This is a genomic window from Helicobacter pylori, assembly GCF_003638305.1.
GTDB lineage: Bacteria > Campylobacterota > Campylobacteria > Campylobacterales > Helicobacteraceae > Helicobacter > Helicobacter pylori_DJ.
On record NZ_MVYP01000001.1, the window covers coordinates 72,673 to 88,510 of the forward strand.

Annotated in this window: 8 protein-coding genes and 2 pseudogenes; 4 read left to right on the forward strand and 6 right to left on the reverse strand. The window is 39.1% G+C overall.

What is annotated here, in order from left to right; genetic code table 11:
• Positions 1 to 117: 117 nt before the first annotated feature.
• Entirely contained in the window at positions 118 to 1,260 is a 1,143-nt protein-coding gene (locus EAL04_RS00420) for an alanine dehydrogenase (RefSeq protein ID WP_120972489.1), read from the reverse strand.
• A gap of 205 nt (positions 1,261 to 1,465) precedes the next feature.
• Here EAL04_RS00420 and rocF point away from each other — a divergent pair, with 205 nt between their 5' ends.
• Complete coding sequence (gene rocF / locus EAL04_RS00425) at positions 1,466 to 2,434, forward strand: arginase (RefSeq protein WP_120972491.1); 969 nt, start codon at positions 1,466 to 1,468, stop codon at positions 2,432 to 2,434.
• A 338-nt stretch (positions 2,435 to 2,772) separates the two neighbouring features.
• Entirely contained in the window at positions 2,773 to 5,298 is a 2,526-nt protein-coding gene (locus EAL04_RS00430; RefSeq protein ID WP_162982436.1) for a TonB-dependent receptor family protein, read from the forward strand.
• Positions 5,299 to 5,394: 96 nt separating this feature from the next.
• Here EAL04_RS00430 and EAL04_RS00435 read toward each other — a convergent pair whose 3' ends face one another.
• Entirely contained in the window at positions 5,395 to 6,102 is a 708-nt protein-coding gene (locus EAL04_RS00435; RefSeq protein WP_120972493.1) for a YgjP family zinc-dependent metalloprotease, read from the reverse strand.
• Positions 6,102 to 9,079: pseudogene (locus EAL04_RS00440) on the reverse strand (type I restriction endonuclease subunit R). Before EAL04_RS00440 ends, EAL04_RS00435 begins: the two are co-directional and overlap by 1 nt.
• A gap of 69 nt (positions 9,080 to 9,148) precedes the next feature.
• Here EAL04_RS00440 and EAL04_RS00445 point away from each other — a divergent pair.
• Both EAL04_RS00445 and EAL04_RS00450 read left to right on the forward strand, forming a co-directional pair.
• Positions 9,149 to 11,598: pseudogene (locus tag EAL04_RS00445) on the forward strand (type I restriction-modification system subunit M).
• A gap of 8 nt (positions 11,599 to 11,606) precedes the next feature.
• Positions 11,607 to 12,818: a restriction endonuclease subunit S gene (locus EAL04_RS00450; RefSeq protein WP_120972495.1), complete on the forward strand. Its 1,212-nt coding sequence runs from the start codon at positions 11,607 to 11,609 to the stop codon at positions 12,816 to 12,818.
• A 325-nt stretch (positions 12,819 to 13,143) separates the two neighbouring features.
• On the opposite strand, the gene thyX is transcribed toward EAL04_RS00450, so the two are convergent.
• Genes thyX through EAL04_RS00465 form a run of 3 tightly spaced genes read right to left on the reverse strand, consistent with a single transcriptional unit; the run spans position 13,144 to position 15,827 of the window.
• Positions 13,144 to 13,770 (reverse strand): FAD-dependent thymidylate synthase, encoded by a 627-nt coding sequence (thyX, locus tag EAL04_RS00455; protein WP_077232559.1) that lies wholly within the window; start codon positions 13,768 to 13,770, stop codon positions 13,144 to 13,146.
• Between the two features lie 23 nt (positions 13,771 to 13,793).
• Positions 13,794 to 15,587 (reverse strand): glutamine--fructose-6-phosphate transaminase (isomerizing), encoded by a 1,794-nt coding sequence (gene glmS / locus EAL04_RS00460; protein ID WP_120972497.1) that lies wholly within the window; start codon positions 15,585 to 15,587, stop codon positions 13,794 to 13,796.
• Entirely contained in the window at positions 15,588 to 15,827 is a 240-nt protein-coding gene (locus EAL04_RS00465) for a DUF2443 domain-containing protein (RefSeq protein ID WP_000461837.1), read from the reverse strand.
• Positions 15,828 to 15,838 lie beyond the last annotated feature (11 nt).

Sequence of the window (15,838 nt, forward strand, 5' to 3'; positions counted from 1 at the left end):
AAACTATTAAAGGCTAAATGTGAAAGGATTTTAAGGGATTTATGCTTAAAGCTTTCTTAAGCTAAAGGAAAATCTTTACCCTAAAGCGGCCTTTAAAACCCTTGCTAAAGCTTATTTTTAAAGCTCCTTTAAAACCTCTAAAGGCGATTTGAACGCCAGATTGAACGCTTTAGCGATGCCTTCTTGGGTGATATAGCCGTTATAAGCACTCAAGCCTCCAAGCGTGTTCGCCACGATTTTAGTGTTGGCTGTTAAAAAACCTTTTAAGCCATGCTCTAAATAATACAATAAATACGGCGCGCTCGCATGGCTATAAGCCGTAGAACTCGTTTTAGCAACAATCCCTGGCATGTTCGGCACGCCATAATGCAACAAATCCTCTTCCACATACACCGGGTTAGAATGGCTTGTCTGGCGTATGGTCTCTATGCACCCCCCTAAATCGCAAGCCACATCAATGACTACCCCTTGTTTTTGCATGTATTTTAAATGCCTTCTTAAGATCACTTTAGGGGTTTGGCTCGCTGTAACTAACACCGCTCCCACTAGCCCCACCGCTCCACTTAAAGCGTGAATGATATTGGCTTCATTCACGCTTAAGACTTCTAAATCATACAAATGATAATAGGGGTGGTTTTGCAATTTAGCGTAGTCTAATTCTAAAATCGTTACTTTAGCCCCCATTTGGCTTAAAACTTTCGCGCTCTCCATACCAACCACACCGCCCCCAACCACAACGATTTTAGCCCTTTGTGCACCCGACAAACCCCCTAGCATGACCCCCTTACCCATAAAGCCCTTAACATGCTCTAAAGCCAATAAATAATGCTGGACTAAATGCGCGGCCAACCTCCCAGCCACCACGCTCATAGGCGCTAAAATAGGGTAGTCGTTTTTAGGCCCGGCAATGGTTTCAGTGCAAATGGAAGTGATTTTTTTATCTATAAACATTTCGCACAAGCTTTTTTGATACGCTAGATCCAAGTAACTAAACAGAGTCGCTTTTTCTTTTAGCAAAGGGTATTCATGCTCTAAAGGCTCTTTGCATTTGACCACCAAATCCTGCCCCCATGCCGTTTTAGAATCCACGATTTTAGCCCCCACGCTTTCATACGCTTCGTTACTATAACCGCTATTAGCGCCCGCGCTATTTTGAACTAAAACCTCCACGCCCTTTTGAGCGATTAGCGCCACATCATCAGGCACTAAAGCCACTCGGGATTCCAAATCCATGCTTTCTTTGACTAGCCCAATAGTCATGTTAATCCTTTAAGTAGTAGTGTCAGTTATGATTATATTCGCTCAATAAGACTATTTGAGTGTTTTTCTGTCAAAAACTTGAATGGTTTTACTCTTTTACACAATGAAATTGTCTTATTTGTTATCCATTTGCTTATTAATAATTGATTGTTAATTTTAGTTTAGAATGGAAAATATGAGTGGGGATTTAAAAAGGAGTTATAAAATGATTTTAGTAGGATTAGAAGCGGAATTAGGAGCGTCAAAAAGAGGCACCGATAAAGGGGTTAGGCGTTTGAGAGAGGTTTTAAGCGAAACGCATGGCGATTTAATTAAAGGCATGCAAACGATCACTCAAGAGCGGTGCGTGCTTTATAAGGAGTTTAGATACGCTAAGAATTTTGAAGATTACTACCTTTTTTGTAAAGAAAATCTGATCCCTTGCATGCAAGAAGTGTTTGAGAAAAAAGAATTCCCTTTGATTTTAAGCTCAGAGCATGCGAACATGTTTGGGATTTTCCAAGCCTTTAGAAGCGTTCATAAAGACAAAAAAATAGGGATTTTGTATTTAGACGCGCATGCGGATATCCACACGGCTTATGACAGCGATACAAAGCACATTCACGGCATGCCTTTAGGCATGGTTTTAAATCGTGTCCATAGCGGGGTTAATCGCATGAGCGAGAGCGAAGAAAAGGCATGGCAAAAGCTCTGCTCTTTGGGGTTAGAAAAGGGAGCGTTAGAAATTGATCCTAAATGTTTGGTGTATTTTGGGGTAAGAAGCACAGAAAAAAGCGAAAGAGATGTGATTAAGGAATTAGAAATCCCTTTATTTAGCGTGGGCGCGATAAGAGAAAACATGCAAGGAGTGGTTCAAAAAACCAAAGAATTGTTAAAAGCGGTGGATATTATTTACCTTAGCTTGGATTTAGACATTATGGATGGCAAGCTTTTCACTTCTACCGGCGTGCGTGAAAATAACGGGCTGAGTTTTGATGAATTAAGGCAATTACTGGGCTTGCTTTTAGAAAGTTTTAAAGACCGATTAGGGGCCGTTGAGGTAACCGAATACAACCCCACGGTGAACGCTAAACACAATAATGAAGAAGAAAAGCAGGTTTTAGAAATCTTGGATCTCATCATCAAGCGCTGTAAAATTAAAGACAAGGAGCGATCTTTTGCAATGAGTCGCTGATCGCTTTTTAAACCAAACGATAAAAGGTTGAAAAAAGGGGCAGTGTTTAGATGGAAAATTAAACCGCTTTGAGCGTCAAAGAATGTCTTGTGTGTTTTGAGAACGCATGCAAGCTATCTGTGTGTCAAAAATGGGTATTTTCTACTAAAACCAAGCGAAATCAAAAAAAAAAAAAAAAGATTTTCATGGGATTAATAAAATTTTAAGAATTTTTATGATAAAATTCTGCACATTATTAAGTTTTTTTTGTTTTTATTACTTAATAGGCGTTCGTTATCAGTGTGATTTTACTTGAAAAATTTAAATCATTTTTTAATCCAAAATACAAGGAGTTGGTGTTGCATAAAAAAGTTCTGTTGGCTTTAACTGCCAGCTTGATTTGCCAAGAGTCTTTGTTCGCTAAGGAGAAAGACTACACTTTGGGCAAGGTTTCTACTGCCGGCAAAAAGGATAAATCTGATTATTCTGGGCAGGTCAATTTGGGTTATAGCGGGATTACCGCGCCTAAGAGTTGGCAAGATGAAGAAGTGAAAAAATACACAGGAAGCCGCACGGTGATCTCTAACAAAGCGCTCACCCAACAAGCTAACCAAAGCATTGAAGAAGCTTTACAGAATGTCCCCGGTCTGCAAATTAGGAATGCGACAGGTGTAGGGGCTATGCCCACTATCCAAATCCGTGGCTTTGGAGCTGGAGGTTCAGGGCATAGCGATGCGACGCTGATGTTAGTCAATGGTATTCCTGTTTATATGGCCCCCTACGCCCACATTGAGCTAGACATTTTCCCTGTTACCTTCCAAGCCATTGATCGCATTGATGTGATCAAGGGTGGAGGCAGCGTGCAATACGGGCCTAACACTTATGGGGGTATTGTCAATATCATCACTAAGCCTATCCCTACTCAATGGGAAAACCAAGCGGCTGAAAGGATCACTTATTGGGCTAAGGCTAGAAACGCCGGGTTTGCCGCTCCCCCTGATAAAACCGGCGATCCTTCTTTTATCAAGTCTTTAGGCAACAACCTCCTCTATAACACCTATGTGAGAAGCGGAGGGATGATCAATAAGCATGTGGGTATCCAAGCGCAAGCTAACTGGGTTAGAGGACAAGGCTTTAGGGACAATAGCCCCTCTAATATTTCAAACTATTGGCTAGATGGGGTCTATGACATCAATGAAAGCAATGGGATTAAAGCCTATTACCAATACTACGATTTTGCTATCGCCCAACCAGGATCACTCAGCGAGCAAGATTACAAAATAAACCGCTTCGCTAATTTGCGCCCCTTAAACCAAAAAGGCGGGCGCTCACAACGCTTTGGGGCTGTGTATGAAAACCGCTTCGGGGATTTAGACAGAGTGGGCGGGACTTTTAGCTTCACCTACTATGGGCAGTTGATGACTAGGGACTTTCAAGTGAGCTCTAGTTATAATAGCGCTAACATGGTTACTTGCTTTAGCGAAGCGGCATGCAGGGCGGCGGGACTCCCGGCAGGGTATAACTTGGCTGTGCCTTATTATGCCACTAACTACAATGGCTGGGCAGAAGTAGAAAACCCTGTGCGTTCCATTAACAACGCTTTTGAGCCTAAAGTGAATCTGATCGTCAATACCGGTAAAGTCAAGCAAACCTTTATCATGGGCTTGCGTTTCATGACCACCACCTTTTTACAACGCCAATACTTAAACACCAATGAATGCGCCACCAAAACGAGCGGTGAGGGGGCAGGATTCTTGTGTGAGGGCGCTAATGTGATGAGCGGTTGGAAACCCCACATCAAGCATGGCGTTTATAGAAACTGGAATAACTGGCGTAACAATTACACAGCAGTCTATTTGAGCGATCGCATTGAAGCTTGGGACGGGCGCTTTTTTATCGTGCCTGGTTTGCGCTACGCTTTTGTGCAATACAACAACGAAAATGCGGCCAACTGGATGCAAATCCCTGAGAAGGATTTAAGAAAAATCAAGCACATGAACAATTGGATGCCTTCAACCAACATTGGCTTTATCCCTGTGCAAGGCGATCACAATGTGCTTACCTACTTCAACTACCAACGCTCTTTCGTCCCGCCTCAATTAGACGTTTTGAGCTATGGAGGAGCGGAGTATTTCACCCAACACTTTGACACGGTGGAAGCAGGAGCGCGCTACACCTATAAAGATAAATTCAGCTTCAATGCAGACTACTTCAGGATTTGGGCGCGCGATTTTGCCACCGGGCAGTATTCAGTCTATACAAGCGGTCCCATGAAAGGCAATGTGCGCCCCATTAACGGCTATTCTCAAGGCGTGGAGCTGGAATTATATTACAGGCCCATTAGAGGGTTGCAATTCCATGCCGCTTTCAACTACATTGACACTCGTGTAACTAGCCATGGCCCTTTAACAGACTTGAACGGGGATGTGCTAAAAGGGACTAGCTATAACAAGCATTTCCCTTTTGTAAGCCCTTTCCAGTTCATTTTTGACGCTCGTTACAACTGGCGTAAAACCACCATTGGTATTTCTAGCTATTTTTATAGCCGTGCTTATAGCGGGATTAGCAACAGCGCAGCAGGAGGCTATTATGGGATGCAATATTATAGTGGGGGGAACAACTATGAAAGCGTTCTTAATAGCGGTTATCAATGCGAAGCTTGGTGTATGACCCAGCATGAAGGGCTCTTGCCTTGGTATTGGGTGTGGAATATCCAAGTGAGCCAAATTTTCTGGGAAAACGGACGACACAGAGTTACAGGAAGCTTGCAAATCAATAACATCTTCAACATGAAGTATTATTTTACAGGGATTGGCTCTAGCCCTGCAGGCTTGCAACCCGCACCTGGAAGATCGGTTACAGCGTATTTGAACTACACTTTCTAAAGGCTTTAAAAGGAGGGGGTTATTGCGCTATGATGAGCCGCTCAAATTAGCCGCTTATCGGTTTCACTAATTTCACTAATATTGTGGAGCATTCATTTAAGAGCGCTCCAAATAAGTTTCTTTGAGGCTGGCCTTAGCCCTTTGCCAATCAGGCAAATACAAACTCAGCAAATCCCTAAAATATTCGTTATGGTGGCGTGCTTTGAAATGCAATAATTCATGCACAACCACATATTCAATGCCCTTTCTAGGCGCTTTAGCCAATTCCAAATTAAAAAGTAGGGTGCGTTTAGCAATATTACAACTCCCCCATATCCGTTTCATTTTTTGGATCTTAAAGCTTTGTATGCTTTCGTTTAAAATCTTTTCGTATTGGTTGATATAGGTTTGTATTTTTTCTCTTAAAACTTGTCTGTAATAGTTTTCTAACACTTTTAAGCGGTTTTCTAAGCTTGTTTTTTTCTGGACATGCAAGATTAAATATTTAGGGCTTTGGAGGACGAAGTGTTTTTTTATAGTGTGTTCAATCTTTAACAAATAGCGTTTCCCAAAAAGATAATGGCTTTCTCTCTCTAGTATTTCCCTTTGGCTCTGTCTGTTTTGGTTTAAAAAATTTTGTTGCTGTTCTTTTATCCAAGGGAGTCTTTTAATCAAAGAAAGTCTAAGGCTCTCATCATTTAGAGCTAGGGGGCAAGACACATGCACAGAGCCATCAGGCGGGCAAACGCTAATGTGTAAATGCTTAATATCCTTTTTTTCTATAGCGATGTTGGTATTATTTAAAGTCAAACAATAAGCGTTCATTAGTGATACTCCTTTATGTGTTTGGCTAAATTAAAGACATTTTCTAACAAAACCTCATCGTTTATGATTTTTCTTAAAGCGATTTTAAGGTTTTTTTCTTTTTGATTATGCCCCACCCAACCATCTTTTTTATTACCCCTAATGCATGCGTCTATTTCTAGGGCTAAGGCTTCATTTTCGTCTAAATTATCATAGAGGGTTTTTAAAGCGTTAGTGTTGATCTTTTTAGGGTAATTTCTATCTTCTTTATCAATAACTTTTTTGGCTAAGTCGTGGATTTGTTGCAAGTATTCTAAATAGGTTAATTTCTTTTCTCTAAACTGGAGAATCAAATCGTTTAAAAGCGAAGATAATTTTTCGTAATACTTAGGATCGCTCGCTTCTTTTTCTATAATGCGTTTTCTGGTGTTGTTAGCGATGCTTTCTGCCATAGAGCTTTCATTTTTAAATACTTGAGATAACGCCTTATTAAAATCATCAATATCCATTTGGGCTAAAACTTCGCACAGCCCTTGATCTTCTATTTGGAATAACACTTCGCTATCCGTGGTTTTAATGTAAGCGTCTAAGATCCGGCGCATGTCCTCGCTATAGCTTTTTAAATCCACGCTATCCCCACTACTCAAGCCAATCGCTTTTTGTAAATGCCTGTAAAATCCCGCTTCTTGTTTGATTTGTTGCGTTTCTTCTTTAGAATGAATGGGCTTTTCTAAATTATTCAATTCCACAAACATTCTTAAAAACGCGCCAACGAGCTGGTAAAACAACCGCCTTTTTTGAGCGTTTTTTCTAAATCGCTCCCACAAAAATAAGCGATATAATCCTCTTCATCTTTTGGCTCTTTCACGCCTTCGCAAAGCGATTTTAACTGATCTCTAGTTTCTTCTAATTTTTTCTTAATCTTTTGGGATTTATCAGAGATAAACCCTTGAATGTCTTCTCTTTCATAGTTTTCAAACGCTTTATTAGTGTAATCGCTGTGCGCTTCTTGTAGGCTATCAAACAAATCCTTATAGTCTATGATACAGCCAAAATCCTTATCTTCGCTATCTAATCTATTCACCCTGCACACCGCTTGAAAAAGCCCATGATCTTGCATTTTCTTATCCATGTATAAATAAGTGAGGCTTGGTGCATCAAAACCGGTCAATAGCTTATCCACCACGATCAATAGCTTCATTCTATTAGGCTCATTAATAAAACGCTCTTTAACTTTTTCTTCAAACTCTTTAATTTTGTTAAGGGCTTTTTTCTCATCTTTTTCATCAAAAAAGTTTTGCAGCATTTTGCAATAAGCGCGGTATTGATAACTCTCTTCGCTCTCATCGCTCCCACAATCTTTCAGATCAGCGATACTGGGTTCATAGCTTGTGATCACAGCCACCTTATCCTTTAATTCTGTTTCCAAAAAGAGTTCAAAATACCGGCATGCGTTATACACGCTTTCAGCCACCAGCATGGCATTCCCCTTTTCACTCCTTAATCGTGGGAGTTTTGCCATATCCAATACAATATCTTGCACAATGCGAGCTAATCTGTCTTTAGTGGAAAAAACTTTTTGCAAATTAGCCCATTTCTTTTTAAGCTCTGTTTTAGCCGTATCATTCAAGTTTTGGGTTTTTAATTCAAAATATTCGTCTAGCTTTTCAGGACTACTGACATATTGATCCACGCTTCTGGCTTCATAATTTAAATCTAGCACCACCCTATCGCTAACGGATTCATTAAATTTATAGCAATGGATATAATTCCCAAACACTTCCTGGCTTGTCTTTTTCTCTTGCTTCAACAAAGGCGTGCCGCTAAAGCCTATAAAAATCGCATTAGGGAGCAGGCTTTTCATGGCTTTATGCAATTTAGCGCTTTGGGTTCTGTGGCATTCATCCACTAAAACAACCCATTCTTTTAAAATAGGTTGCTTTTTTAAGTCTTCTAAGTCGTTGTCATCAAATTTATGGACAAGCGTTCCAACCAAAAATTCCTTATTTTCAAACAGCACGCTCAATAAATCCTTCTTGCTGTCTGCGCGATAATAACTCTTCTCGCCTGTTCCCAAAAACACGCCTTGAATTTGAGCGTCTAACTCCCTCCTGTCCGTAACGATTAAAATCCTTGGCTGTTTGATATTTCCTCTTAGCCATTGAGTGAGCCACACCATAGTCAAGCTCTTGCCGCTGCCTTGCGTGTGCCAGATAATCCCCCCTTCTTTTCTTTGGATAAATTCTTGCGTTTTCTTAATTGCAAAATACTGATGGAACCGGGCGCATTTCTTTTGCCCCTTATCAAAAATCAAAAAATCATGGATAAATTCTAAAAACCTTTCTTTTTCTAAAAAGCATTCAATCGTCTCAAACAAATTTTTTAAAACGCCCTCTTCTTTCCAAGAAAGGTAGTATTTTTCTTTAGTCTCTATGACGCCATATTTTAGCCCTTGACTTTCATTACCCGCCATAACCAATTGGATCGTTTTAAAAAAATCTCTAATAAATTCTTTCTTCTGGTTGTCTAAATTTTGTCTGATACCGCTTTCTACGCTCACGCTGGATTTTTTCAATTCTAGCACCCCTAAAGCGATCCCATTAACGTAAAGCACTATGTCCGGCCGTTTTGCGTTTGGCCCTTTAACGCTCACTTCTTCAGCCACGCTAAATTCATTTTTAGAAACATCTTTCCAATCAATGAGATAAGTCGTTTGAGTGTTTTCATTCTGGCTTATTTTAGTTCCCACGCCATAAATCAAAAGGTTGTAAAATGTTTGATTCGCTTCGTATAAATCGTTTTTTAAAGCGTCATGGATTTTATGCTCAATTTTATGCCACCTTTCATCACTGATTTTTTGATTTTTAATTAGCCATGCCTTCAAGCTTTCTTTATTAATGTTTTCGTTATCGATCTTTGTTAAATCCCCTAAATACGCATAGCCCATGGTTTTAAAAGTTTCTATGACTTGTTTTTGAACTTCTTTTTCTGTTTTCATCATAAACCCCTTAAGAACGCTTTTTATCGCTTTATATTATAATCCTAAAAACAAAATAGGGTGGTTAAAATGGCGATCAAAAAAAGCGAATTGTATAGCTCTTTATGGGCTGGAGCGGATAGCTTAAGGGGCGGAATGGATGCGAGCGAGTATAAAAACTATGTTTTGAACCTGCTTTTTTTAAAATACATCAGCGATAAGGCCAGAAACAATAACTTTAGCGAAATAGAAGTGCCAGAAGGGTGTTTTTATGAAGACATTCTCGCTTTAGAGGGCGATAAGGAAATAGGCGACAAGCTCAATAAAATCATCGCCAAGATCGCAGAGCGAAACGATTTAAAAGGCGTGATTGACAGCGTGGATTTTAACGATAACACTAAGCTAGGCGAGGGTAAAGCGATGATGGACGCCCTTTCTAATTTGGTCAAAATCTTTGCGGATTTAAGTTTAGGTGCGCATGGGGCTTTAGACGATGATTTGTTGGGCGATGCTTACGAATACTTAATGCGCCATTTTGCCAGCGAATCCGGTAAATCCAAAGGGCAGTTTTACACCCCTAGCGAAGTTTCGCTTTTATTATCCCTTTTGCTTGGCATTGATGAAAATACCAGACAGGATAAAAGCATCTATGATCCCACTTGCGGGAGCGGTTCGTTATTGTTAAAAGCTTCTAGTTTGGCCGGCAAAAACGGCTTAACTATCTATGGTCAAGAAAAAGACATTTCCACGACAGCCCTTTGTAAAATGAATATGATTTTACACCATAGCGCTGATGCTGATATTGCTAAAGGGGGTTCTAGCACCCTTTCTAACCCCCTTTTTATTAAAAATGGCATGCTGCAAACCTTTGATTATGTTGTGGCTAACCCTCCCTTTAGTTTGAAAAATTGGACTGACGGGCAAGCATAGACCCTAAAAGCAAGCAAGTCATTAACGATAGCTTCAATCGTTTTGAAGACGGCACGCCCCCTGAAAAAAATGGCGATTTCGCTTTTTTGCTCCATATCATCAAATCCTTAAAAAACACAGGCAAAGGGGCAGTGATTTTACCCCATGGGGTGCTATTTAGGGGGAACGCTGAGGGAGTAATTAGAAAAAATCTTTTATTAAAAGGCTACATTAAAGGCGTGATAGGCCTAGCCCCTAATCTTTTTTATGGCACTTCCATTCCTGCATGCGTCATTGTTTTAGACAAAGAAAACGCGCGTGCCAGAAAGGGCGTTTTTATGATCGATGCGAGCAAGGATTTTAAAAAAGACGGCAATAAAAACCGCTTGAGGGATCAAGATGTCCAAAAAATGATAGACACTTTTAACGCTTACAAAGAAATCCCTTATTATTCCAAAATGGTGAGCCTAGAAGAAATCAGCGCTAACGACTATAACTTGAATATCCCACGCTACATTGCCTCTAAGCAAGAATTGGAAAAAGACTTGTTCGCTTTAATCAACAGCCACAAGGCCAGTTATTTGCCCAAAAACGAAATAAAAGCCTACGACCCTTATTTTCAAGTGTTTAAAGAGCTTAAAAACACGCTGTTTAAAAAGAGCGATAAAGAGGGTTATTACGCCTTAAAAACAGAATGCGAAAACATTAAAGAATTAATCACCCAAAGCTCAGAATTCCAAACCTTCCACGCTTCTGTTTTGAGCGCTTTTGACCGATTGGAACTATTTACAACTTTTAATGATTTAGAGCCAGGTTTTAACCCAAAAACCCTCATAGAGAGCGTTTGTTCAAAAGTTTTAAAAGAATTTGAAAAGGGTGAAATTTTAGACAAATACGGCGTGTATCAGCTCTTTAAAGATTACTACAACGAAGTCTTGCAAGACGATTGGTTTCTCATCTCATTCAATGGCTTTGAAAGCGCTAAAGAATTAAGGAAATTAAACCCCCTAAAAGACAAAAACAAAAAAGCCAATTATTTAGAGGAGCCGGATTTTGTCATTCAAAAAACCTACTATAAAAGCGATCTAATCCCTAAAAACTTGATCAAACAACACTTTTTTGAAAAAGAAACAAAAGAATTAGAAGAATTAGAAAACACCCTCAATGAAAAAGAGGCCCTTTTAGATGAATTGATAGAAGAGCATTCTAACGAAGAAGGGCTTTTTTACGAATTGAAAATCAACGAAAGCGTTTTGAAAAAAGAGCTAAAAAACGCCACCGATTCAGAAGATAAAAAAATCCTAAAAACCGCTTTAGAATGGCTAGAGACTAAAAACAAGGCACTAAAAATGAAAAATAAAGCTTATGAGGAGCTGGAATTAAAAGCGTTCCACCAGTATAAAAACCTTGAAATCAATGAAATTAAAGATCTCATCATCAAAGACAAATGGCTTAAGAGCCTAAAAAACGCCCTAGAAAACAAGATCCAAAAACGCATCAACGCTTTTACAAGTGCTCTTAATGGAATCATTTCAAGCTATTCTAACAGCTTGCTAGAACTAGACAAAGAAGTCAAAGAGAGCGAATCAAAAGTTTTAGAGCATTTGAAAGATTTGGGGTTAATGGGGTGATAAAACGCATGGACGCATTAATGCTGCCCTTAAATTGGCAAAGAGTGAGGCTTGGGGATGTTGCCGAAATTAAAAGGGGGGCATCGCCTAGACCTATTGAAAATCCTAAATGGTTTTGCACTAATTCTAATGTAGGGTGGGTAAGAATTTCAGATATTTCAAAAAATAGCCGTTTTCTATACAAAACAGCCCAAAAACTTTCTAAAAAAGGCATTGAAAAAAGTAGGTTTATTAAACAAAATAGTTTGATTATGAGCATGTGTGCGACAATTGGTAAGCCTATTATCACTAAAATTGATACTTGTATTCATGATGGTTTTGTAGTTTTTGAAAATCCAAAGATAGACTTAAATTACTTATATTATTTTTTATGTTATATAGAAAAAGAATGGCTAGAAAGTGGGCAACAAGGCTCACAAGTAAATTTAAATGTAGATTTAATTAAAAATAAAGAAGTTTTTTACCCTAAAGATTTAAACGAACAAATCGCTATCGCTAACGTTTTAAGCGATGTGGATCGTTATCTTTATTCTTTAGACGCCCTCATTCTTAAAAAAGAGGGCGTTAAAAAAGCTTTAAGCTTTGAACTATTGAGCCAAAGAAAACGCTTGAAAGGCTTCAATCAAGCTTGGCAAAAAGTAAGGCTTGGGGATATATGTTATTTAAAAAATGGTTTTTCTTTTAAAAGTGATTTATTCAAAAATATGGGAATTCCTATTATACGGATTTCAAATATCTCTAGTGTAGATAATTGTATCAATACGAATGATTTAGTTTTTTATGACCCTATTTTAATAGATAATGATTATATTCTAAAGCAAGGCGACTTAATTTTAGCTATGTCTGGTGCAACAACTGGAAAATCTTGTCTTTACAATTTGAACAAAATTGCCTATCTAAATCAGCGTGTAGGAGTCTTTAGAGCAAAAACTTCATTTTGCTATGATTTTCTTGTCCAATTTGTTTTTTCCGAACTTTTTACCTCACGATTAAAACTTATACTTACAGCCGGAGCTCAGCCAAATATAAGTTCTTTTGATATTGAAGATTTTGAAATCCTTTTACCCCCCCTAAACGAACAAGCCGCTATCGCTAACATTTTAAGCGGTTTGGATCATGAAATCATCAGCCTTAAAAACAAAAAACGCCAATTTGAAAACATCAAAAAAGCTTTAAACCACGATTTAATGAGCGCTAAAATCAGGGTTTTAAAAAAATAAACGCCCCAAAAGTCAAGGACAAACCCGCTTTTTAAAGGAAACCCCTAAGCTTTTAAACTTAAGGGAACGCTCTTGAAAAAATCAGCGTTTCACAGAAACGATCACTTTAAGCCCCAAAAAAGCAAACTCAAAGTATAATGATCTCCAAGAGCGTTTGTTATGTGTCTTAGGCATAACATGCTCCTTTTAAGGTAGTTTGCCCCATATCGTAACTATGGGGCGTGATGAAATCCTACAACAAACCCCCTTAAAACTCCATCTAATCAAAAACAAGGCGTTTTTAAAACATCAAAGAATGAGCGTTATTAAGCGGTATTGTTTAAAACTAATGCTTCAAACAATCTTCAAACAAATATTGATGCTCGCCAGGTAAAGCGTCAAATAAGGCTTTGGCTAAATCTTGCATTTCTTTTAAGGCTTTATTGCTGCTTCTTAAAGTCAATAAATTTTGCAAGCTCCTAGCGTTAATGCTATAGGCTAAATGCGTTTTATAGCTTTCAGGCATGGCGTATTTGGCTAAATCGTTTTTAATGTTATGCTCGCTCAATAAAACCCTTAAATTTTCCAAAGCTAAAACGCTCATTGCATTCACTTTTTCATTATCCACAAAAACTAAAAACTCTCTAGCTCTTTCTAAATTCGTTTCATTAAGGGGTAAAAAGCTCTCCACTTCTTTCAATTCCCTTAAAGTGTAACGGCTTGACTTCACGCTCAAGCTCGCTATTCGATGCCGGCTCAATTCTTGCAACGCCCCCCTACTCAAGCCCTTGATTTCAAAATTGTAATAAAGATGCTCTAAAGTGGAAGAATGCCTAAAAATATTCCCCACCCTGTGGATGAGTTCCTTATCCTTACAACCGCCATCATCGCTGTATTCAAAGCTCTGCCAGCAAGTGCGGATCGCTTGGCTTGCAATGTCTAAAGGGGTGTAATGCTTACAAATCACTTCCATTATTTGACTCCTAATATCGCTTTTTATTCCACGGTAACGCTTTTAGCTAAGTTTCTTGGGTGATCCACATCGTGATTTAGGCGCATAGCGATTTCTAAGGCTAAAAGCTGCATCGCTAAATTCATGCGGAAAAATTCTTCCATGTAGCTTTCGCTCTCTTCTAATTGGATAAAATCATCAGCGATTTCTAAAATTTCAGAGCTTAACACGCAAATCGTAGAATCCCTAGCGCTCAATTCTTCAATATTGCTTTTGGTTTTATCAAATAACAAGTGTTTAGACAATAGAGCAATGGTAAAAAGGTTAGAATCCACTAACGCAATAGGCCCATGCTTCATTTCCGCGCTCGCATACCCCTCAGCGTGCAAATAGCTGATTTCTTTAAGTTTCAACGCCCCTTCTAAAGCGAGCGGGTAAAACACATCGCGCCCGATATAAAAAAAACCATGCCCATGCAAGTAGCGTTTGGATAAGCGCTTGATTTTTTCATGCAATTTAGGCTCTACTTTCATCGCCTTCACGCTATTGAGCATGTTTTTAGCTTGGATTCTTTCTTCTTCTTTAGAGATGGTCCCTAGTTGTTTGCCTAGATACACGCTCAAAAGCCATAAAAGCATCACTTGCGAAGAAAACGCCTTAGTGGATGCCACGCTCCGCTCCACCCCCGCTCTAATTAAAAGCGTGTGATCACTAATGCGGCTCATCATGCTAAAAGGGGCGTTACACAAACTAATGGTTTTAAGCCCTTGGGCTTTGGCTAATTTTAAAGCCTCCAAAGTGTCAGCGGTTTCCCCGCTTTGAGAAATCGCTATAAAAAGCTCGTTAGGGTTGCTTTTAAAATGGGCGTAGCGGTATTCGCTCGCTAAAATGGCCCTCGCTCTTATTTTGGCTAATCTTTCAAACAAATACACGCTCGCCAAACTCGCATGGTAACTGCTCCCGCAAGAACACAGCGTGATTTCATTCACATTTTCTAAAAATTCAGGATCGATCTCGCAATACACATTCAAGGCTTCCAAACGCCCCTCTAAACACTCCAACAAACTGCTGTGCTGCTCATAAATCTCTTTTTCTAAATAATTCCTAAAATCCCCTTTAGAATGATCTTTATCCTCAAAAGCGTAATCTTTCATGTTTTCAATGTGTTTTAAATCTTTAAAATTTTCTAAAGAAATCCACCCCACGCTGTTTTCTTCTAAAATGACAAATTGATCCACTTTAGGGGCTAACACGCTCAAACTGGACGCAAAAAACACCCCCTCTTTGCCCTTACCCACGACTAAAGGCGAAGAAGATTTAGCGTAAAACAAGCTCTCTTTAGCCCTTTTATGGAGCATTAAAATCGCATAACTCCCTTTCAAAAGGCTGATGCTTTTTTCAAAGGCTTTCAATAAATCGCTCTCGCTTTTAAGCGTTTCTTCTAATAAATGCGCAATCACTTCCGTGTCCGTTTGGCTTAAAAACGCATGCCCTTTATTTTCTAATTCTTTTTTCAAACTCGCGTAATTTTCAATGATGCCATTATGCACTAAGGCTAAATTTTCTGTAAAATGCGGGTGGGCGTTTGCGCTGCTTGGCTTGCCATGCGTTGCCCATCTCGTATGAGCGATGCTCACGCCAAAATTTAAAAACTCTTTATTTTTAAGTTCTGTTCTAAGGTTTTCTAATTTCCCCTGAGTTTTAAACACTTCCAAACGATTAGCGCTCAATACGGCTAAGCCAGCGCTGTCATAACCTCTGTATTCCAATTCCTTTAAACCCTCTAAAAGGATGGATTTTTTCTCGCTATCCCCTATATAACCTACAATCCCACACATTTAAAACACCAATAACCCTTTTTTGATTTTATTTAAAGCGTTGATAAGCTCCTTCAATCGCTCCACTTCTTCGCTTAATTGCGTAAAAAACGCTTCATTCACGCCCTTTGGCATGTCCATGCTCCCTCTTTTAATCTCAATAAAATCCCCCAAACTCAAATTCGCTAATTTTAAAAGCATTTCAATTTCATTTTGCGAATCTTCAATATCCGCTAAAATCTTGCGTATTTTTTCAAACATGTGATCGCCTT

Coding starts and splice junctions, on each gene's coding strand:
- EAL04_RS00420 (WP_120972489.1), bottom strand. CDS start 1,260: ATGACTATTGGGCTAGTCAAAGAAAGCATGGATTTGGAATCCCGAGTG.
- rocF (WP_120972491.1), top strand. CDS start 1,466: ATGATTTTAGTAGGATTAGAAGCGGAATTAGGAGCGTCAAAAAGAGGC.
- EAL04_RS00435 (WP_120972493.1), bottom strand. CDS start 6,102: ATGAACGCTTATTGTTTGACTTTAAATAATACCAACATCGCTATAGAA.
- EAL04_RS00450 (WP_120972495.1), top strand. CDS start 11,607: ATGGACGCATTAATGCTGCCCTTAAATTGGCAAAGAGTGAGGCTTGGG.
- thyX (WP_077232559.1), bottom strand. CDS start 13,770: ATGGAAGTGATTTGTAAGCATTACACCCCTTTAGACATTGCAAGCCAA.
- glmS (WP_120972497.1), bottom strand. CDS start 15,587: ATGTGTGGGATTGTAGGTTATATAGGGGATAGCGAGAAAAAATCCATC.
- EAL04_RS00465 (WP_000461837.1), bottom strand. CDS start 15,827: ATGTTTGAAAAAATACGCAAGATTTTAGCGGATATTGAAGATTCGCAA.